This window comes from Streptococcus sp. HMSC067H01, assembly GCF_001814775.1.
Lineage (GTDB): Bacteria > Bacillota > Bacilli > Lactobacillales > Streptococcaceae > Streptococcus.
Genome location: NZ_KV817803.1, coordinates 128,856 through 150,220 on the forward strand (window position 1 = coordinate 128,856; position 21,365 = coordinate 150,220).

At 41.0% G+C, this 21,365-nt stretch carries 19 protein-coding genes, 1 pseudogene and 1 riboswitch; of the genes and pseudogenes, 3 read left to right on the forward strand and 17 right to left on the reverse strand.

Annotated features, from left to right (window positions below; translation table 11 throughout):
- Positions 1-22: 22 nt before the first annotated feature.
- From HMPREF2987_RS07125 to zapA, 7 genes are all read right to left on the reverse strand, one after another.
- Positions 23-1,087: an acyl-CoA dehydrogenase family protein gene (locus tag HMPREF2987_RS07125; protein ID WP_075229935.1), complete on the reverse strand. Its 1,065-nt coding sequence runs from the start codon at positions 1,085-1,087 to the stop codon at positions 23-25.
- Between the two features lie 14 nt (positions 1,088-1,101).
- On the reverse strand, positions 1,102-1,650 hold the full coding sequence (locus HMPREF2987_RS07130; protein WP_075229936.1) for a carboxymuconolactone decarboxylase family protein: 549 nt from the start codon (positions 1,648-1,650) through the stop codon (positions 1,102-1,104).
- Positions 1,651-1,785: 135 nt separating this feature from the next.
- Positions 1,786-2,964 carry a ryptide export MFS transporter gene (locus tag HMPREF2987_RS07135; protein ID WP_075229937.1) on the reverse strand — a complete coding sequence of 393 codons (1,179 nt, stop codon included), beginning with the start codon at positions 2,962-2,964 and terminating at the stop codon, positions 1,786-1,788.
- Between the two features lie 244 nt (positions 2,965-3,208).
- Positions 3,209-4,531, reverse strand: coding sequence for an alanine/glycine:cation symporter family protein (locus HMPREF2987_RS07140; RefSeq protein ID WP_075229938.1), 1,323 nt, complete (start codon positions 4,529-4,531; stop codon positions 3,209-3,211).
- Positions 4,532-4,621: 90 nt separating this feature from the next.
- Positions 4,622-4,710, reverse strand: a riboswitch (glycine riboswitch).
- A gap of 146 nt (positions 4,711-4,856) precedes the next feature.
- The gene (locus tag HMPREF2987_RS07145; RefSeq protein ID WP_075229939.1) at positions 4,857-7,193 is read right to left on the reverse strand and encodes an endonuclease MutS2; all 2,337 of its coding nucleotides are present in this window, start codon (positions 7,191-7,193) and stop codon (positions 4,857-4,859) included.
- Positions 7,194-7,309: 116 nt separating this feature from the next.
- Positions 7,310-7,858, reverse strand: coding sequence for a CvpA family protein (locus tag HMPREF2987_RS07150; RefSeq protein WP_075229940.1), 549 nt, complete (start codon positions 7,856-7,858; stop codon positions 7,310-7,312).
- Positions 7,855-8,157: a cell division protein ZapA gene (gene zapA / locus HMPREF2987_RS07155; protein WP_075229941.1), complete on the reverse strand. Its 303-nt coding sequence runs from the start codon at positions 8,155-8,157 to the stop codon at positions 7,855-7,857. The genes HMPREF2987_RS07150 and zapA overlap by 4 nt, the downstream gene beginning before the upstream one ends.
- Before the next feature lie 86 nt (positions 8,158-8,243).
- Here zapA and rnhC point away from each other — a divergent pair, with 86 nt between their 5' ends.
- The 3 genes from rnhC (at position 8,244) to HMPREF2987_RS07170 (ending at position 12,210) form a co-directional block, all read left to right on the forward strand.
- Positions 8,244-9,125: a ribonuclease HIII gene (gene rnhC / locus HMPREF2987_RS07160; protein WP_075229942.1), complete on the forward strand. Its 882-nt coding sequence runs from the start codon at positions 8,244-8,246 to the stop codon at positions 9,123-9,125.
- 3 nt (positions 9,126-9,128) lie between these two features.
- Positions 9,129-9,743 (forward strand): signal peptidase I, encoded by a 615-nt coding sequence (gene lepB / locus HMPREF2987_RS07165; RefSeq protein WP_083312433.1) that lies wholly within the window; start codon positions 9,129-9,131, stop codon positions 9,741-9,743.
- Between the two features lie 100 nt (positions 9,744-9,843).
- Positions 9,844-12,210, forward strand: a complete 2,367-nt coding sequence (locus HMPREF2987_RS07170) for an SF1B family DNA helicase RecD2 (protein WP_075229944.1) — start codon at positions 9,844-9,846, stop codon at positions 12,208-12,210.
- Positions 12,211-12,257: 47 nt separating this feature from the next.
- Here the strand turns inward: HMPREF2987_RS07170 and tig are convergent, their stop codons facing one another.
- The 10 genes and pseudogenes from tig to HMPREF2987_RS11305 form a co-directional block, all read right to left on the reverse strand.
- Positions 12,258-13,541, reverse strand: a complete 1,284-nt coding sequence (tig, locus tag HMPREF2987_RS07175; protein WP_075229945.1) for a trigger factor — start codon at positions 13,539-13,541, stop codon at positions 12,258-12,260.
- 227 nt (positions 13,542-13,768) lie between these two features.
- Positions 13,769-14,401, reverse strand: coding sequence for a response regulator transcription factor (locus HMPREF2987_RS07180; protein ID WP_075229946.1), 633 nt, complete (start codon positions 14,399-14,401; stop codon positions 13,769-13,771).
- An 18-nt stretch (positions 14,402-14,419) separates the two neighbouring features.
- Entirely contained in the window at positions 14,420-15,409 is a 990-nt protein-coding gene (locus HMPREF2987_RS07185) for an envelope stress sensor histidine kinase LiaS (RefSeq protein WP_075229947.1), read from the reverse strand.
- On the reverse strand, positions 15,406-16,104 hold the full coding sequence (gene liaF, locus HMPREF2987_RS07190; protein WP_075229948.1) for a cell wall-active antibiotics response protein LiaF: 699 nt from the start codon (positions 16,102-16,104) through the stop codon (positions 15,406-15,408). The genes HMPREF2987_RS07185 and liaF overlap by 4 nt, the downstream gene beginning before the upstream one ends.
- 98 nt (positions 16,105-16,202) lie before the next feature.
- Positions 16,203-17,204 (reverse strand): type 2 isopentenyl-diphosphate Delta-isomerase, encoded by a 1,002-nt coding sequence (gene fni / locus HMPREF2987_RS07195; protein WP_075229949.1) that lies wholly within the window; start codon positions 17,202-17,204, stop codon positions 16,203-16,205.
- Positions 17,182-18,195, reverse strand: coding sequence for a phosphomevalonate kinase (locus HMPREF2987_RS07200; protein WP_075229950.1), 1,014 nt, complete (start codon positions 18,193-18,195; stop codon positions 17,182-17,184). The genes fni and HMPREF2987_RS07200 overlap by 23 nt, the downstream gene beginning before the upstream one ends.
- Positions 18,182-19,135, reverse strand: coding sequence for a diphosphomevalonate decarboxylase (mvaD, locus tag HMPREF2987_RS07205; RefSeq protein WP_075229951.1), 954 nt, complete (start codon positions 19,133-19,135; stop codon positions 18,182-18,184). Before mvaD ends, HMPREF2987_RS07200 begins: the two co-directional genes overlap by 14 nt.
- Positions 19,117-19,995, reverse strand: a complete 879-nt coding sequence (gene mvk / locus HMPREF2987_RS07210; RefSeq protein ID WP_075229952.1) for a mevalonate kinase — start codon at positions 19,993-19,995, stop codon at positions 19,117-19,119. The genes mvaD and mvk overlap by 19 nt, the downstream gene beginning before the upstream one ends.
- Before the next feature lie 122 nt (positions 19,996-20,117).
- Positions 20,118-21,137 (reverse strand): choline-binding protein CbpC, encoded by a 1,020-nt coding sequence (gene cbpC / locus HMPREF2987_RS07215; protein WP_075229953.1) that lies wholly within the window; start codon positions 21,135-21,137, stop codon positions 20,118-20,120.
- A 17-nt stretch (positions 21,138-21,154) separates the two neighbouring features.
- Positions 21,155-21,365: pseudogene (locus HMPREF2987_RS11305) on the reverse strand (N-acetylmuramoyl-L-alanine amidase family protein); the annotation flags it as partial.

Consider the following 21,365-nt stretch of genomic DNA (forward strand, 5'->3'; position numbering starts at 1 on the left):
CTCGTTTTTATTTTCTTTATTTTTAGTTTGTCGCTAGAATATGTCGCAATTGCACTGCACTAGGAGAAACAATTGGTAAAAAGGCACCTTCATTCCAACGACGTATGAAACCGGATGTCGATTTACTAAAGTATCCTCTACCGCCACCAGCTTGTAGTTCTAACAAGAGACTTTGAGCAACAACATCAACAATATCAATTCGTAACTGGAATAGCTCACGCGGATTTCTAACGAAATAGGACTCTTCAGATAGTCCTTGATAGAGAGAATGTCGAATATCATCTAACTGTTCGACCTGATGCTGCCATTCTTCCTTCAAGACACCTCGTTTCCCCAATTCTTTTTCGACTTCTGAGAGTGAACGTTCAGCCAAACCAAAGGCTAGGCCAAATTGGTATCCTAAAAAGGCTGGACGATTTTGCGCTAAAAATTGATGGGCATCCCTCGATAGAATCCACTCTTCCTTTAAAGATACCTTGTTAAAAGTCAGAGCTGCTGTATTTCCTCCTTGGAGAGAAACAAATTCCAAATCTTCGGAACGACTAAAGTTTTCTGCGTCCGATGGTACAGCTACTACGTAACTTTGACTCGGATCATCTGCAAATCCTGCTACAAAAATAGTAAGAAAGCGATCCCTACGTGCATTGGTTACCCAAGGAAGTCGTCCTTTTAGATAATAATTCCCATTTTCTTCAAGGATTCGAACATTTAGTTCTTCTAAGTCAGATAGATACTTGACTGCATTAGATAAGGCCGTAGCACCTGCATATTCTCCTGATAAGAGTTTTTCCAAGTAAACTTCTTTGAAATAAGCATTATCAGTATGAAGAATATTGTCTATTAAAGTTCGTTGCCCCCATGAGATAAAGGAGGCTGTTAAGGAATATTGAGCAAGTTCAGCAAGGATATTGATAACATCTTGATCATTTCCACCTAGCCCTCCAAGAACTTTGGGAACCCCTACACGAAAGGCTCCTTCTGCAGCAATTTTCTCAATCAGTTCTTCTCCAGCTTGACATGATTTTTTGTCAATTTCATCAGCGTGCTGGTCTAACCAGCTTAAAAATTCTTCTGAAAAAAATCCCATACTTTGTCCTCCTCTTATGCATAGGGTTGCAACTCTGGATTAATTGGTGTATTTGCCAGATTATTAGCATAGTTACAAAGACTTGCTAAACTGACACCGAGAACAACATCCAAGGCATTTTCTTGCGTATAGCCAGCTTCAAGGAATTCACTAAGAGCCTCATCTCCTACGCGCCCTTTGGTATTGATGACTGCTAGAGTAAACTTAGCTAGGGTATCCAGCTTAGGATCGCTTTCGATTGGAGTGCGATTGCGAAGGGCTTGGAGTAGGTCATCATTCATCTGGATTTGCTTGATAGAAAAAGCTGTGTGACCAGCGACGCAAAAGGCACAACCATTGGTTACAGCTGCCGTGATTTGCACCACTTCGCGCTCTACAGGTGTTAGACTATTGCGACGATTAATAGCTCCAACAGTTCGGTAAGCTTCTAGGGCTGTTGGGGCATTGGCCAAAAGACCGATAAGATTTGGGATATAGCCATTGTTGTCCTTTTGTACCGTTTCAAGAACTTCTTTAACTTCTGCTGGAGCTGATTCTACTGTGTGGATCGTAAATGTTGTCATAGGGGACCTCTTTTCCTTTTATTGACACTTAGTCTATCACAGAATCTATACCTTGCATAATATATATTTTAAATTGCACTGATAAAAAATTTTTATGAAAATAAAAAAATCACACCAAATGTGTGATCATAACTGTTAATCTATCTGATGCCTCTTGCTTAAAACTAAGATGGCCTCTACCAGCAAACATACTATAGCCAAGACAAAACTAGTAAATACTCCAAAATATTCTGTGATGGAACTCATTAGAAAAACAGAGGCAGAGAAAAACAATGTAGAGAGAACTTCAATAACGGAGTAAACATTTACAAGTTCCTTCTCATCAACCGATTCCTGTAATAATACACTCTCAGGGACTTCCTTGATTTGAGATAGAAAACCAATTACTAGAGATAGGAGTAAGAAAATAGGTGGATTTGGAAATAGCAATATCAAGAGTGTTACTAGTGCTGTCGCTAACAAAGAAAAGATCATAGTCTGATATTTATGGGTAACAACTTTCTCAGCTAGACGGAAGATAATAGCTCCTCCCAAGATAATCCCCAAGGAATAAGCTGTATTGACATAACCCCAATAGCTTTCTGACTGATGTAAAATTTCAGTCACAAAAACAAGTAAAACAGAAGATACCCAAATAGCATTGGCTTGGATTTCTAAGAGATTAGTCTGGACAATAAAGCGTAATCTTGATTCTTTAACCACCAGCCGCCAACCTTTTGTGAGCGTCTCAAAACTCGTTTCAGAGGACAGCACTTCTTTTTCGACAAGTGGTAAACCGAACATCAAAATCGTAGAAATTGTAAACAAGGCTAACACAATGAGCAGGCTAGGCTTCATTCCCAGACTCGCAAATAAGAAGCCTCCTAAACCCCAACCAACGAGTTGCACACTTTCTCCACTCATAGAAATGGCTGCATTCGCTTTAGCTAAATCTCTTGCGTAGCGTGGAACAATCGCATAGGAAACAGGTGCTGCAAAACCATCCAAAATGGAGATTAAAGTGACAATAGCGTATAAAAGAGGGATAGAGATATTTCCAGTGTACTTGAGTAGAAAAACCAAAATCGCTAGCAGAATTGTCTTACCAAATTGAGTCAAGAAAAGAACACGATTTAAAGCTAGTCTCTTCGTTACTAATGGAACAAGGAAACTGGCTAAAAAGGAGGATAGACCAATCAGAATTGGCACTAGGGAGGTTGAAATAACCGAACCAGATAAAATAAACACATTTGCAATCACAACAACTCTAAAAAAGACATCTGCTAGATTCGCAATCCCCTGTGAAACCATTAGTTTTCGAATATCTTTTGACATAAACACCTCCAGTTTATTTCTCTTTCGCATATAGATGAAACAAGATATACCAGAACAAAAACAGATTTATGCTGACTATTATACAATAAATAAAAGTGCAAATAAATGACATCATTAAAAATGTACTATTGAATTACATTCATCTTATGACATAAAACAAAAGACTAGCCCTAGAAGTGAAAAAAAGCCAGCATCTCACAAACAGATGCTAGCATTTCCTTTAAATGGAAAGATCAATCTTACATTATTTATCAAAATATTTCTTAGTCTCAGCAATAACAACTGGCGACAAGGCTAAGAGTGCAATCAAGTTTGGTAGAGCCATAAGTGCATTGACAATATCCGCAATGACCCAGACCATATCCAACTCAATGAAGCCACCCAGTAAGACCATGGCAACAAAGACCACACGATAGAGCCAGATAAAGCGAACACCAAAGAGAAACTCAAAGCAACGCTCTCCGTAATAGTTCCATCCCAAAATCGTGGTAAAGGCAAAAAGCACCAAGAACACTGTTAAAAGAGCTGGACCAAAGAAAGAAAATACCGTAGAAAAAGCTGACTGAGTCAAAGCAACACCATTCAAATCACCACTCCAAACACCTGTTACCAAGATGGTCAAACCAGTCAATGTACAGATAATCAAGGTATCAATAAAGGTACCTGTCATGGAAATCAAACCTTGCTCCACCGGCTCATTTGTCTTGGCTGCCGCTGCCGCAATGGGAGCTGAACCCAAGCCAGATTCATTTGAGAAGACACCACGCGCTACACCATTTTGGATAGCAGTTCGAATACTGGCTCCAGCGAACCCTCCGACTGCAGCTACTGGACTAAAAGCTGATGTGAGAATTAGGGAAAGAGTTGCTGGTATTTTGTCAATATTAACAAAAATGACTGTCAAGGTTCCCAAGATATAGACAATAGCCATAAAGGGAACTACTGTGGTAGAAACTTTCGAAATAGATTTGAGTCCACCAAAGACCGCAATCCCAACAAATATTGAAAGGATCAAAGCAGTAATGGTCGGTGTCAAGCTGGTTGTATTTTGTATAGACTCTGTGATGGAGTTGACCTGAGTAAAGGTACCAATACCTAAGAGAGCTACCAAAACACCTGCCAAGGCAAAGAGCATCGCCAAGGGGCGCCACCTTTCTCCCATACCTAGAAGGATATAGTGCATAGGTCCTCCTGCGATAGCGCCATTTTCATCCTTACTCCGATATTTGATAGCAAGTAAGCCCTCTGCATACTTGGTTGCCATTCCAAAGAAAGCAGCCACCCACATCCAGAAGAGGGCACCAGGACCTCCCACCTTGATAGCTGTTGCCACCCCGATAATATTTCCCGTACCAACAGTTGCCGCTAGGGCTGTACACAAGGCAGCAAAGCTCGAAACATCACCATGTCCCTTGTCTTTGGTAAAAATAAGCTGGAAGGCCTTAGGGAGACGCAAAATTTGTAAAAGTCCTAAACGAAGAGTCAAGTAAATCCCTGTACCAACCAATAAGAGCAAAAGGGGTGGTCCCCATACTAGAGCATCCAGCTCTTTTAGCAAATTTAACATACCATTCTCCTATCTATTCAACCCCAAAAGAAAGAGCACATGCTAGAAACATGTACTCTGGAATGCATCGATAAATGCCAAAAAGCGCTCTATCATTGCTCTGTCCTTTTACCTGAGAGTTTGAGCAGTTGCCTGCCTTGCCCCTTCGGTGCCTTTACGGTCTCTCCAGAGTTCCGTCCATTTACAGTCATGAAAAATCAAACGATTTTCCACTTCTATTAAACTTCATTCGGTGTTGTATGTAATTTTTACTTATTTTACAAGAAAAAGAAATACTTGTCAATTGTTTTCAGAAAATTTTATTCAAATTCTCATTATTTTCGCTTTATCCCTTAAAGGTTACGATCGTTGCGCCAGATCCACCTGCATTTTGTGGTGCATAGCCAAAGCTCTTGACTTGTTTGTTTCTTTGCAAGTATTTGGTTACTCCTTCACGGATGACTCCTGTACCAATACCGTGGATAATGTCAACTTGAGCCATGTTGTTGAGTAGGGCTTGGTCGATAAAGGCATCCAAGGCTTCCATAGCTTCCTCGTAGCGTTTGCCACGAAGGTCTAGTCTAGCCTGCGGTGCTTTACCAGCAGCACGTTTGACCACATTGACTTGTTTTTTCTTGACTGGTGCTTCTTGCTGTACCTGAACTAAATCAAACTCTTTTTCCTCAAGCGTCATCTTGATTAAGCCAACTTGAGCTTCCCAACGACCATCCTTGAGTTGATTGGTCAAGGTACCACGTTGACCATAGCTTAGAACGATGATATCATCCCCAACTTTTGGAGCTCGTTTTTTCTTGGCCTTTTGGAGGACCTTATTTTTAGAAAGGTCAACTTTTTCAGGGGCTAATTTTTTGAGCTTAGCCTTGGCTTCGATAATCTCGTGTGGTTTTAGTTGAGATTTACTGTGAAGTTTTTTTAAAATATCGTCACTTTCAGCCAGAGCCAAGTCAACAATCTCCGCAGCTTGCTCACGCGCCTTATTGAGTTCTGTTTCCTTCTCACGATTGAGCTCGTTGTAGAGTTTTTTAAGCGCACGGTTCATCTTGAGGTTTTCTTGCTCGACTTGGCGAATATTCTCAAGACGTTTACGGCTTTCAAGCGTCTGCTCTTCCAATTGCTCAATAATGCGATTGACATCGTTGTCTTGGTCAATTTGCTTACTAGCGTCACCTACAATGACATCTGACAAACCTAGACGTTTAGCAATCTCAAAAGCATTACTTCGACCAGGTACACCCTGCATAAAGCGATAAGTTGGACGCAGGCTAGCTATATCAAACTCCATGCTAGCATTTTGAACATAAGCCGTTTCAATCCCGTAGGCCTTGAGTTCAGGATAGTGAGTGGTTGCCATAGTCCTGACCTGACGCAAACGCAAGTCTTCTAGGATAGACATGGCTAGGGCAGCTCCTTCCTGAGGATCTGTACCTGCTCCAAGCTCATCAAGTAGCAAGAGCGAGTTTTGATTGACCTTACCAAGAATATCTACGATATTGGTCATATGACTAGAGAAGGTTGAGAGACTTTGTTCGATGGACTGTTCGTCTCCGATATCTGCGAAAATCTCCTCGAAAATCCCTACACGACTGCCCTTATCGGCTAGAATTGGCAGTCCAGACTGGGCCATCAATTGCGTCAAACCTAAGGTCTTTAGCATGATAGTCTTACCACCCGTATTTGGACCAGTGATGACGATAGCTGTTAATTCTTTGCCGAAGTGCACATCATTTGCGATGGCATTCTTCACCAAGGGATGACGAACGTGAAGGAGTTGAATCTCCTGTCCCTCAGATACTTGAGGTACTACTGCCTCCGTCTCTTGGATAAAGCGGACCTTAGCCCGAATCAAGTCTAAATGTCCAATAATCCAGGCATCATTTGCTATTTCTGCCGCGTGCGGTCTTACACGCTCAGAGAGTTCTTGGAGGATACGTATCATCTCATAGCGTTCATCTGCACGTAGACTTGCAATCTCCTCACTCAGCTTGACTACTTCACGCGGTTCGATATAGACAGTGTTCCCGCTGGCAGAAATATCATGAACCACACCGGCAATCTTATTACGATAGGTATTTTTAACTGGAAGAACCTGGCGACCATTTCTACTTGCGATGATACCTTCCGTCAACATCTGGACCTTTTGTTTTAGAAGATCTTGCAAGACATCACGGACTTGGCTCTCACTGTCATGGATTTTACGGCGGATTCGAGCCAAATCTTCGCTAGCAAAGTTTTCGATAAATCCAGCTTCATTGATGGCTTGGAGATTACCCTGCAGATGCGAGAAATCATGAAGTTTCTCAAACCAGTTAGCTAGATGCTCTAAACGTACATTTTCAAGATTGTCATAGAAATTCTTTAATTCACGACTAGCAAAAATGACGCGTTTGAGAAGGAGAAATTCCTCGATGTTGAGATCTGCTCCCATTTCTAAACGTTTGCAGGTTGCAGCAATGTCTTTTGTTGCCGAGATACTGAAGTGAGGATGCTCAACAAAGAGCTCTTGCATTTCTTCCATCTCTGCAAAAGCTTGCTTAATCTTATCCCCTTTATCTGTCGGGACTAGCTCTTTTAACTGCTCTAATCCCTGCTCGGTCAAAATATGGGGCTCAAATAAAGCCTTGACCTTATTAAATTCTAATGTTTCTAGTATTTTCTTATTCATTTTCTTTTCCTTAGTTATAAGCCTAGGAACCCTGTATTCAAGCTCTCAAGCTTTCTTAAAAGTCTCCTTAACTTTTGGAATTGTAAACAAAAGGCTAGGAATAATTCCCGCCCTTTTTATCCGATTAGTTTGGTTACCCAGAGTTGTTTAATCAAGTCAGTAGTCACTGGAATACTTTGAATCATATGTTTGGCTACTAGACTATTTTCAAGTGAATTTTGAACGATTGCTAGGGGCACAGTCGCAAGGATGGTCAGCATCATCTGAAGGACAAATAAGGTCACTCCAACTGATAAGACTCCTGCACCGATGCGAAAATATTTGCCACCTAACTTTTTGGTTGGTACTAGGTTAAAAAAGAGTCCAATCAAACGACCGATGCAGTAAAATACGGCAAAGGCTAAAAGATAGCCAATACCTGCGTAAAAGACCTTGTCCAATTGGAAGAGCTGGTCAGATGGGAAGAAAAAGGTACCCTGCCCTTCCTGGGGATTGGCATACGGAATCAACAAATGAAATTTTTCTCCCAATGACTGATAAAAATTCCCCGCAAAATAAGCTGAGACGATTGTAGCTAGGAGATAATAGACTTGTAGGACCAAGCCTCTGCGATAGCCGATATAAAAACTCCAAGCCAGAACCAATAAAAGAAAGATGGAAATCATAGTGAGTCCTCAATCTTGCTATGCTCTTGTTTAGTCGCTACAACTTGATGACGAAGGGCGTCTAATTCTTGCTCCTTATCATCAAATTCAATCTCACGACTGAGTTGAGTTGACAAGCTATTGACTGCTAATAAAATAGCGATTGTCTCATCATCCGCTCCAGGCATTTGCTCTTTAATTGCTTCATATTTTTCTGTTGCGACCTTGGCAATTTCCTCCATAAAGAGGTTGTCATGCTCAGTTGTTAGGGTCAATGTTTTTTTTCCGAATGTAAACTTGTATCGATTTAAATTTGCCATAAAATTCACCTCACGATATTATACCAAATTTCACTTAGTTTGTCAGTTTTTACCAATTCTACGGCTTTTATGGTACAATAAGAGTTATGGCAAGTATTACATTAACTCCGAGCGAAAAGGAAATCCAAGCCTTTGTTCAGAAATATGAACAAGCACTGACTCCTAGTAAAAATCCTTATATTCGCTATTTTTTGAAGCTTCCGCAGGCAAGTGTTTCCATCTACACATCTGGAAAAGTCCTCTTACAAGGAGAAGCTACTGAACGTTACGCCAGCTTTTTTGGTTATCAGGTCAGCCCAGTAGCTAGTGGACAAAACTTTCCGATGATTGGAACTGACGAAGTGGGAAATGGTTCCTACTTTGGTGGTCTAGCTGTAGTAGCATCCTTTGTTACGCCTGACCAGCATGACTTTCTGCGAAAACTAGGTGTTGGGGACTCTAAGACTCTGACAGACCAAAAGATTCGTCAACTTGCTCCTCTGCTTAAGGAAAAAATTCAGCACCAAGCTCTACTGCTTTCTCCAAGCAAGTATAATGAAGTCATCGGTGAGCGCTACAATGCCGTTTCTGTCAAGGTAGCCCTGCACAATCAAGCCATTTTTCTCCTTCTCCAAAATGGAGTTCATCCTGAAAAGATTGTTATCGATGCTTTTACTAGTGCTCAAAACTATGAAAAGTACTTGAAAAATGAAGCCAATCATTTTTCCAATCCAGTTAGTCTGGAGGAAAAAGCAGAAGGCAAATACTTAGCAGTCGCAGTAAGCTCTATCATTGCGCGTGATCTCTTTCTGGAAAATTTAGAAAATCTGGGTAGAGAACTTGGTTATCAACTTCCAAGTGGGGCCGGAACGGCTTCTGATAAGGTAGCTAGCCAAATCCTTCGTGCTTATGGTATACAGGGGCTCAACTTCTGCGCCAAGCTACACTTTAAAAATACTGAAAAAGCCAAAAAACTGCTAGAAAGGTAAATTATGAATTATTTTAAATCGTTTTTAAAAGAGTGGGGGAGTTTTATCCTCATTATCACTCTTGTCGCCCTTAGTCGTCTCTTTCTCTGGAGGAATGTCAGTGTAGAAGGACATTCGATGGATCCTACCCTGGCAGATGGAGAAGTCCTCTTTGTGGTTAAACATCTTCCTATTGATCGTTTTGATATTGTGGTTGCTCATGAAGACGATGGGAACAAGGATATCGTTAAACGGGTCATTGGTATGCCAGGAGATACTATCCGTTACGAAAGCGACAAGCTCTATATCAATGGTCAAGAAACTGATGAGCCCTATTTAGCAGAATACCTTAAGCGTTTCAAGGAAGATAAACTCCAAAGCACTTATACTGGAACTGGTTGGGATGGTAAAAAGGGAGAATACTTTAGAACTTTAGCTCAAAAGGCTCAGGCCTTTACCCTAGATGTTAATTACAACACTAGCTTTACCTTCACTGTTCCAGAAGGAGAATACCTCCTCCTAGGTGATGACCGTCTGGTATCTAGCGACAGTCGACATGTTGGTACCTTTAAGGCAAAAGATATCACTGGTGAAGCCAAATTCCGCTTCTGGCCACTCAAACGTATCGGAACATTTTAAAAACTAGGAAGAGGCCGAGAATTTTCCATCTCAGCCTCTTCTCATTCTATTTTGATTAAGTCTGGGATAAATTTTCTCAGACACTATTGTAAGGAATTTTATGGAAGTTTATTTTTCAGGCACCATTGAGCGCATTATCTTTGAAAATGTCAGCAATTTTTTCCGTATTTTACTTCTAGATATTGAGGATACCAATGCTGAAGACTTTGATGATTATGAAATCATTGTCACAGGTACCATGGCTGATATCATTGAAGGAGAGGAATACACTTTTTGGGGACAAATCGTCCAACACTCCAAATATGGTGAACAACTACAAATGACTCGCTATGAGAGAGCCAAGCCGACTAGTAAGGGCTTGGTCAAGTATTTCTCCAGCAGTCATTTCAAGGGAATTGGACTCAAAACAGCCCAGAAAATTGTGGATATTTACGGTGAAAACACTATTGACAAAATCTTAGAAAATCCAGACAAACTCCAGTCTATCTCTGGCCTCTCTGCTAAAAATCGTGAAGCCTTTGTCTCAACCCTTCGTCTTAATTACGGAACAGAGATGGTCTTAGCCAAACTAGCTAATTACGGCATCCCAAATAAACTAGCCTTTCAGATCCAAGACTTTTACAAGGAAGAAACGCTAGATATTGTCGAGAACTATCCCTATCAACTGGTCGAGGATATCAAGGGCTTAGGATTTACCATCGCTGACCAATTGGCCCAAGAACTGGGGATTGAGAGTCAGGCTCCCGAGCGTTTCCGTGCGGGTCTTGTCCATAGTCTCTTTCAAGGTTGCATGGAGACGGGAGATACCTATATGGAAGCTAGAGACTTGTTGGAGCAAACCCTCAACCTTCTGGAATCCTCCCGTCCAGTCGAACTAGATCCCAGCCAAGTCGCCCAAGAACTTGCTTATCTGATTGAAGAAGATAAGGTCCAGCAGATTGATACCAAAATCTTTGATAATAGCCTCTTTTTTGCAGAAGAAGGGATTCGCAGTCATCTCATCAGAATCCTCGAAAAAGATCAAAGTAAAAAACATGATCTAGAGACTATTCAAGACCATATCACAACTGTTGAGGAAGAACTTGGGATTGAGTATGATAGTATTCAAAAACAGGCCATCTGCGATGCTATCCAAAACAAGGTCTTTATACTTACAGGTGGACCTGGTACTGGTAAGACAACTGTTATCAATGGCATTATCGCTGTCTATGCTCTTTTGGAAGGACTGGACCTCAAGAAAAAGAGCAATTTACCCATTCTCCTAGCTGCTCCAACTGGTCGCGCAGCCCGTCGCATGAACGAATTAACAGGTCTACCAAGCGCTACCATTCACCGCCACCTGGGCATGACTGGAGATGACGACACTAGCCATCTGGAAGATTATCTGGATGCTGACTTTATCATTGTTGACGAGTTTTCTATGGTGGACACTTGGCTAGCTAACCAACTCTTCTCCAACATCTCTTCAAACAGTAAAATTCTCATCGTGGGTGATAGCGACCAGCTGCCTTCTGTCAGTCCTGGTCAAGTCCTAGCAGATTTACTCCAGATACCAAGTATCCCTCAAACACGTTTGGAAAGAATCTACCGTCAGAGCGAAGAATCAACCATCGTCACTCTTGCAAGTCAGATTCGCCAGGGAATATTACCTGCAGATTTTACCCAGAAAAAAGCAGACCGCTCCTACTTTGAAATCGCTAGTAACCATATCCCTGCTAGCATTGAAAAAATCCTAGGTGCTGCTATCAGAAGTGGCATTCCTGCTCGCGACATTCAGGTTCTTGCCCCTATGTACCGTGGAACTGCAGGTATTGATGCCATCAACCAGCTCATGCAAGACCTCCTTAATCCTCCACAAAAAGACCTGCTTAGCTTTGAAGCTCCTCAGTGTCACTATCGAACAGGAGATAAGGTTATCCACCTAGTTAACGATGCAGAGGTCAATGTCTTTAACGGAGACTTAGGCTATATCACAGACTTGATTCCAGGAAAATACACCGAGTCCAAGCAAGATGAAATTGTCATCGACTTTGATGGGAACGAGGTTTCCTATCCTCGAAATGAATGGTACAAGATTCGCTTAGCCTATGCCATGAGTATCCATAAGTCTCAGGGTAGCGAGTTTCCCGTCGTTATTCTACCTATCACCAGTGCAAGCAAGCGCATGTTAGAGCGTAATCTCATCTACACTGCTATCACTCGGGCCAAAAGTAAACTGATTTTATTAGGTGAATTACAGGCCTTTGACTATGCAACTCAACATATCGGAACAGCTCGTAAGACCTATCTAATTGAACGTTTCGCTGACATAATGGAGAATGCCGAGAAAACAAAGCCACTCGCTACCGATATTACAACTTCAACAGATTCTAAACAATCCTACATTCTAACCGAAGATAACTGGTCTAATATTCCAGCCATGATTGGGATTAGCCAAGAAGACCTGCAGGAGTTTTTCGGAAAATAAAGCATAAGAAAACCCACCGAATTCGGTGGGCTTTTATCTTGTAAAGATTATTTTACTGTTGCAGTGCTTGTGATCAATTCAACAGCTTTTTTGATTGTGATGTCGTGTTTCAACATATCAGCAGAAAGCAAGCTTTGCACTTGTGCAACTTCCATGTTGTAGTCTGCAGCCAATTGCTCAATTTCTTTTTGGATTTCTTCGTCAGTAGCGTCAAATCCTTCAGCTTTAGCAACTGCTTCGATAACAAGGTTAGTCTTGGTACGTGACTCAGCTTCTGCTTCGTATTGTTTGTGAAGGTCTTCTTGAGTAGTTCCAGTGATTTGGAAGTACATGTCAGGGTTGATACCTTGACGTTGCAAGTTTCCAAGGAATTCATTTACTGAACGGTGAACTTCTTCGTGGATCATTTCTTCTGGAAGTTCTACGATTTCAGCATTTTCAACTGCTTTATCGATTGCTGCACCTTCAACTGCATCTTTGTATGCTTCTTCTTTAGCAGCAGCCAATTCGTTGCGGTATTTTTCTTTCAATTCAGCAAGTGTTTCAACTTCTTCGTCGATGTCTTTTGCAAGTTCATCGTCTAGAGCTGGAACTTCTTTAGCTTTTACTTCGTGGATAGTTGTCACGAATTTAGCTTCTTTACCGGCAAGGTCTTCTGCTTGATAGTCTTCTGGGAATGTTACGATAACATCAACAGTTTCACCAGCTGAGTGACCTACCAATTGATCTTCGAAACCAGGGATGAATTGACCTGAACCAAGTCCAAGTGAGAAGTTTTCACCTTTTCCACCGTCAAATTCAACACCGTCAATAGAACCAACAAAGTCGATAACAACAGTGTCGCCGTTTTCAGCAGCAGCTTCTTTGATCACCAATTCAGCCAAGTTGTTGCGTTCGCGTTCGATACGCTCTTCAACGTCAGCATCTGTTACTTCTTTTTCTAGATCAACTGATACTTCAAGATTTTTGTAGTCACCCAATTTAACTTCAGGTTTTGTAACAACTTCAGCAGTGATAACCCAGTCTTGACCTTTTTCCATTGAAGTTACGTCAATTTTTGGTTGAGCAACCACTTCAAGACCAGCTTCTTTTACAGCTGCTTCATAAGCGTTTGGCAAAAGAGCGTTCATAACGTCTTGGTAAAGTGATTCTTCACCAAATTTCTTGTCAAAGATAGGACGTGGAAGGTGACCTTTACGGAAACCTGGAACATTAAGAGATTTCTTTACTGAGTTAAATACACGGTCCAATTCTGGTTTGATTTGGTCTTGAGAGATAGTGAAAGTCAAGACACCACGGTTTGTTTCTTTGTTTTCAAATGATACAGACATTCTGTCATTTCTCCTTAAAATTTTTTAATACAGTCCATTATACCATATAGTAACGACTTTTTTCAAGTCAGAAATGAGTTTTCAGGACTTCATGAGACACTTGTTTGTTCTAGATTTTTTCATGCTCTTAATTTACTAAAAATCCTCGATTGACTAAGGAAAAACTTGAAAATTCTTCTCCCTAAGAAAAAATCTTGCTTTGGAAAAAGTAAACCTTGCTTTCACATCTAGAAGTCCTCATGTCCTACTAAGTGGTGTTGAAAGGCATAAACTGCTGCCTGGGTACGATCGCTAACCTGAAGCTTTGCTAAAATATTAGATACGTGGGTCTTGACTGTCTTGAGAGAGATAAAAAGCTCATCAGCAATGCGCTGATTTTCATAGCCCTTGGCAATCAGTTGAAGGACATCGCGTTCACGCGCAGTTAATTCTTCGTGAAGTTCCATATGATTGCGGTGGTATTCTACTTTCTTACTCACCTCTTGTTCGATAGCTAGCTCTCCAGCTGCCACCTTTTGAACAGCGTGGAACAATTCATCTGCACTGGACGTCTTGAGCATATAGCCTTTAGCCCCAGCATTTAAGACTGGCATGATTTTTTCATTGTCTAGATAAGATGTTACAATCAAGATTTTAGCCTCCGGCCATTCTTTGAGAATAGCTAGAGTTGCGTCAATCCCGTTAACTTCTGGCATGACAATATCCATGACAATCACATCGGGACGAAGAGCCAAAGCCATGGAAATCCCTTCGGCACCATTGATTGCTTCTCCTACAACCTCTACATCATCTTGTAATTCAAAATAACTTTTTAAACCCAGACGCACCATTTGGTGGTCATCTACTAATAATAGTTTCATTTTATTTCCTTTTGTTAGTCAATCAAGCAAGGGGATCCGAATATCCACTGCCAAACCCTGCTTGGGTGCTGTTAATAGTTGTATGCTACCAGCCATATCTTCCACTCGTTCTTTGATATTGCGTAGTCCATAGCTTAGTTCATCAACATCATCTAACTGAAAACCGCGACCGTTGTCTACTACCTTCAACTGCAAGCCTGTTTCCGTTTGATAAAGATAAACATCTAGACAAGAAGCTTGGGCATGACGGAGAGTATTACTAATCAATTCTTGGACGATACGAAAGACATGCTCCTCAATCTTTTTAGGTAATTGGTCTACCTGATATTTAAAACTGACTTTGAGTTCACTTTTTTCTTCCAATTCTTTGAGAAGCAACTGAATCCCCTCAACCAAACTCTTTTGTTCCAGTTCAATAGGGCGCAAATGCAAGAGTAGAATACGCAAATCTCTTTGGGCTGTCTCCAAAATAGCTGTTACACTCTGAAGTTGTGTCTGCATCTTCTCTTTGTCTAATCTGGAAGCTTGTTGACTGAGTCCTGATAAAATCATATGGGCAGCAAAAATTTCTTGGCTAACCGTATCATGCAAGTCACGTGCGATTCGCTTTCGCTCCTTTTCAACTATCTCTTCTTCTTTGACTAAAACCTGATTGTCCGCTTTTTGAATGGCTTCTGTCAATAAACCAAGCTTGCCTGATAAATTTCTAAAACTTGCGTCTAAGTCAGCATCTCCCAGACTTTCAATCTCTTTGCCAGCTAGCAGACGTTTGAGATTTGCTTGGATTCTTCTTTTTGAAATTTCATCAACAATTGTCCAGAATAATACTAATAAAAAGGCCAGGGCAGCACTAAACATTAAAGCCAGAAATAAGACTTTTTCTGTCTTTTCTAGATCTTGAAAGAGAGAAGTCCACTCTAAATCCAGAACCTTAAAAATGCTTCGAAATAGAAAAGCAACAAAGAGAAATGAGGTGAGTCCAATTAAAATATAGGGTTGCTTTTTCATCCTCTCACCACCTCAACATCTCCAACCATAGTTGTCAAAAGAATCTTAACGCTCTTTGGACTCTTGAGATAGTCTCTCGTTTCTTGGTGAAATTGCTCATTACGCAAAGCACGTTTAGGCTGGTCAAAAAAGGTTAAATCTCCGTACAGAGAATTAACACTAAGGCTGACTTCAACATCCACTGGTACGATAATTCTGGTTGTGCCGACTAGTTTTCTCAAGATGATGACATTATCATGATTGCTCAAAATCACGTGCTCCAGATGAATAGTATCCTTCCCCATAAGGCGAAAGAGATTGATATCATCAAAACGACAGGTCTGATAGCTTGAGAAGTGATGAAGACTTCCAAACCAGCGATTTTTCTCCTTCTTTACGGTCACAACTTCTTCAAAGACCAGATTGGTATCTTCTCTTTCCTGGTTCATCATAGGATAAAGCAGGAACAGGCTGTATATCAAGGCCACAAAGATGGCTAAAATGACAAAGGGATTGAGCATGATGATAAAGAAAAATAGGATGCTCACCGCCACTAAAATAAAGTTATTTCCCTGTTTTCCAGTATAATATCGAATCAGAAGTAAAAACAAGAGCAATATCAGTAGAAAACGGGAAAAATGCTCTGATACCATCATAATCAGAGCTCCTGTCAATAAACAAGCTTCAATAAATAGAAAAATTTGAAATTTTCGCATGTATCCGTCCTCTCTATTTAATTGTATCACAAATCCCAAAAGTCACATCCGTCTGAGGAATGATAAAAAGATCGGGACTAAAATCCCGACCTCCTTCTTTACATTTGGTCTTTTGCTTCTTTTAATTTTCCATATAGGAGAAAGTCGACCTCTTGCAAATCCTCAATCTTTGCACAATTAAGGGAACACATGATCAAGCGTAGGTCTTCCTTCCAACCTTCAACAATGGAAATAACGACATCAACAGAGTAATTTTCAACCAGCTCTAACATAGTGCGTGATAGACCAACTGCCTTGGCTCCAAAGACCAAGCATTTGATGATGTCTAGTGGATTGCGAACTCCTCCACTAACCAAAAGTTCCATCTTGTCTTTCCAGTCTTGGGCATTCAGAAGTGCTTGCATAGTTGATTGACCCCAATCATTGAGGTAGTCACGTTGACCACTGCGACGGTTTTCAATGTAGGCAAAGCTGGTTCCCCCACGCCCAGACAAATCAACTGTTCGTATTCCCATCTCATAAGCCTTAGCAATGGTCTTCACATCCATACCAAAGCCGACTTCTTTTAAAACAAGTGGCACAGAGATTTGTTCAGCATAATCTTTCAGATTATGCTGCCATAATTTAAATCGACGTTCACCCTCTGGCATGAGTAATTCTTGCATGACATTAACATGAACTTGTAAGAGAAGGGGATTCATCTCTTTTACTGTTTGTAGACCCAATTCAACTGGCTTGTCTAAGCCAATGTTGGTTCCAAGAAGGAGGTCAGGGTAACTAGTTTTGACTGAAAAAGAGTCATCTGATGGATCCTTAAGTGCCGCACTGTAAGAACCCGTCACAAATAAAATCCCACAAGCATCTGCCACCTGAGCCAATTTTTGATTGATTTCTTTACCCTTTTCACTCCCACCTGTCATAGCATTGATATAAAAGGGAAAGTCCCACTTTCGCCCTGCAAATTCTGTCGAAAGATCAATTTCATCTAAGTCATATAAGGGTAGCGAGGAGTGGATCAACTCCACTTCATCAAAACTATTATAAGTACTGTTTTGTTCAAGGGCATAGCGGATGTGTTCATCCTTCCGATTTATCGTCATGTCCTATCCTTTCTTGGTATAAGAGCTCAATTCCTAGATCAGCCCAGCGTTTTTTCAGTAATGTGGTCGAATCTTGGTCAAAGCTAAGTGCTATCCCACAGTCTCCACCACCAGCACCACTGCTCTTAGCGACAGCTTTTAAGTCTCTACTGGCATCTTTTAATTGTCTGAGCGAAGGTGTGTAAATATCTGAACTCAAGCCTTCTAAGAGTTGGCTAGCTTGTTCTAGTAAGTCAATAACGGTTTCTTCTTGACCTACCTGCAAAGCCTTTACCAAGTTAGCTACAATTTTTTTTGAAGCCTGCAAAAAGCCAGAGTTCATATTATCCTTGATTTGCTTGACCATATGACTAGATACAGCCACTTCCTTGGTCCAACCAACCAGAAAGTCAAATGTCAAAACCGGTTCAACGCTCGCGATTGAAAAACCCCAATCACGATTTAATACAGTCTGCAAGTCTTCTTTTTCTAGCCAATCTGCCACTTTCTCACGGTCAAATGACTGATAGAGGACGAGGTTTTCTGATACGATACAGGCAATGTCCCCCATGGAGCCATTGTCCCCACGTTTAAGAAGTACAGCACTCGCCAATTTAAACAAGAGTTCTCTGTCAGCGGGTCTTTCATAGAACGCAAGCATGGCCTTGATGACCAAAACAACCACACTGCCACTAGAACCCAGGCCAAACTTCTTCCCCTCACGCTCCATTTTCCCACGAATGTCTAAAGAAAAAGGCTGCAGTTCAACTCCTTGGGCAGTTAGATACTCCTCCACCAAGGCAACTGTTTCTTGAATCAAAGCATAAGAAGAATCCGCTCGCAAGTCCACACTATAGGAAAACATATCTGAGTAGAGTCGATAATCATTAGACGCTTTAATCTCAGCCGTCATATAGATGGGAATAGCCTTTATTAGCGCTAACTGTCCTGGTTCTAAAACGGCATACTCCCCAGCCCAATAGAGCTTCCCACAAGTTTTAACAATCGTCATCTTGGCTCAAATCCTTTGTTTTTGAAACGATTAAGCGATAGCGTTGACCTAAAAGTTCTGATAAATGTTCCAAGTCCTCTTCCAAGCAAAGAACCTTGACATTAGGGCCCGCATCCATGGTAAAGTAGCAAGATTCTCCTTGTTCTCTAAGCTGACGAACAAAATCCATAGCCTCATAGCTAGCATCTGTCAGATAAGAGAAGGATGGAGTTGCAGTTTTTGTCGTAGCATGCATAGCAAGAGCGTTCTTTTCTGTCAATTCTCCAACTTTCTGAAAGTCATTTTCCTTAAGGTAGACCAACATATCCTTGTAGTCTTGTTCAGACTGACGAACCCAGTCTTCAAAAGTTGTCGAAGTTTCCACACAGAGCTTCATCCCATCTCGACTGGAAATTGGTTTTTTCTGGTCTTCCAAGACCAACATAATCATAGCTAGTTTCAAGTCCGTTTCAACTGGATAAATTTCTCCACTATCCTTGTCCCAGGCTGCTAAGGGGCCATAAAAACTACGAGATGAAGATCCCGATGCAAACTTAGCTTCCAAGGCCAATTCTCTACGATTCAACCCAAGTTGGAAATATGCGTTACAAGCTTTGATCAAGGCAGACAAACCACTGGAACTTGAAGAAAGGCCTGCTGCTGTTGGCATATTGTTCTTAGTATCGATACGAACAAACCCTGCTCCTTCAGGGCGATAGCGATCAATAATTATACGCATCTTGGCATGCTCTGCTTCATTTTGCAACTGACCATTGATGTAAAAGGCATCTGCGGTTGCATCAGCTGGTAAAGGAGAAAGTGTCGTCTCCGTATACATATTTTCTAAGGTTAGAGAGATACTGCTAGTCGCAGGAACCATCTCTTTTTCTGCTTTCTTACCCCAATATTTGATAATAGCAATATTGGCATAGGAACGTACTGTTACAGGCTTTCGATCCATGTCTGAACAGCTCCTTTCTCTTCTAATCTTTCTGCTAGTTCTTGCGCTTGGCTTACATTAGCAACCAAGGCGATGATGCAGCCTCCTAGACCTCCACCACTCATCTTGGCTCCTAGGGCTCCATGTTGAAGAGCAGTTTCAACCAAGGCATCAGCCTCAGGGCTACTAACTCCAATTTCCTTTAGATTTCCATGAGCTTTGGTTAGAATTTCTCCCAGCTTCACGGCATCTTTTGTTTTTATTGCTTCTTCAGCTTGTTTGGTCAACTCTCCTAGTGCATCTAAGAAAGGTAAGGCTTCCTTGCCCTTGCTCTCAACAACTTGGATAGCTTCACGAGTATGTCCATAGATTCCTGTATCTGCAATGACCAGATAAGCTGACAAATCCATGGCTAATTCTTCAAAACCTACATTCTTGATAAAACGAATAGGCTGGTCACTAAGACAGGTCTTGGCATCCAATCCACTAGGATTCATATGGGCAATCATCTCCGCCCGATTGACTAAAATCTCTAAAACATCTCGCGGAAGTTCTGCTTGGTAATAATCAAATACCGCACGAATGGCCGCAATGCTAATGGCTGCTGAGGACCCCATCCCTCGCTTTTCCGGAATAGCCGAGTCAATTTGACAACGAATGCAAGCTTCTCTGATATTTAGATACTCGAGAGAAGCATAGACTGCCATGGACAAGGTGTCCTCTTCAAACAGACGCCATGGTGTCCCTGCCGGTACAACCCGACAAGTCACCTCTACCTCTAAAAGAGGCAAAGAGATGGCCGGATAGCCATAAACCACTGCATGCTCTCCTATTAAAATAATTTTACTATGTGCCTGACCGACACCAACTTCTTTTGTCATTTAATCCTGCTATCAGACGAAAATCGTCTTTTTCTAGATAAAATTTTAGAACTTTATTCCTTTCTATTTTATTATATTTTAACAAAAAAAGCGATTGTTTCCTTCACAATCGCTTGTTTTCATTACTGTACCCATTCACCATTATAGTTGACGTAGTAGCCATCTACTTTTGTATTCACAGCTAGGGCACCTGAACTATAGGCATAGTACCATTTACCATTAACTTGGAACCAACCTGTCTTCATGTCGCCATTACTTGCATTGAGATAATACCAAGTGGAGCCATCTTGAAGCCAGCCTGTCGCCATAGCTCCTGATGAACGGAGGTAATACCAATAGCCATTGATAGAAGCCCAACCTGTTTTCATATCCCCATTTTCAGCGTCAAGATAATACCAAGTTGAGCCGTCTTGATACCAACCATTTGCCATAGCTCCTGATGAACGGAGATAGTACCACTTGTTACCAAGATATTGCCAACCAGTTTGCATAATACCAGTTGTTGGATCTAGATAATACCATGGAGCAGGTTTGCTTCTATCAATGCCAAAAGTAACATGGAAATCTTGAGTCCAACCCTTAGCAACTTCACCAATTGGTAGTGGATTGTAAGAATCATCGCCAGAAATTCCTAGCTTATTTAAATAATACCAATTGCCGTCTTCATAAGTCCAACCTGTCTTTACAGCATAATTATTATCAAAATAATAAGTTCTCTTTTCAGCAGATAGAGGATATTGTTCACCGTATACTTTTCCTGTATTTTCAGACGTTTTTGCCTCTAGTACTTGTTTATCTGTTTGTTCTAGCAAAGCACCATCTTGTCCAAAATAGTACCACTTGTGTTGAAGACCGATTTCATTAACTGGTTGGTTATCTAATAAATCATCACGATAACCTGTTCCAAGAATTTCTAAGTATTGCCATCCAACTACCATTTCTCCTTTATCACCAAAATAGTAAGTTTTTCCGTCTATTTTATGCCAATAGATTGCTTTATGATCATCTTTTACATAATATTTTCTATTATCCTTATCAACAAATTGACCACCTGTGGTATCCGCAAATACAGTATTTGTAGCTAGCAAACCAAAGAAAAATGCTGTTAGTCCAACTTGCATAGTTTTTTTTAAAAGTTTCATTTATATGTCCTCCAATATTAAATCCACTCACCAGATGAAGCAAAGTTATAAACTTTACCATCGATAGTTTGGCTACCTGTAACCATTGCTCCAGAGGAATTGAGATAATACCAGTTTCCTCCTACTTTTGTCCAACCTGTCTTCATATCTCCATTACTTGCATTTAGGTAGTACCAAGTTGAACCATCTTTCACCCAACCAGTTGCCATGGCTCCTGATGAACGGAGA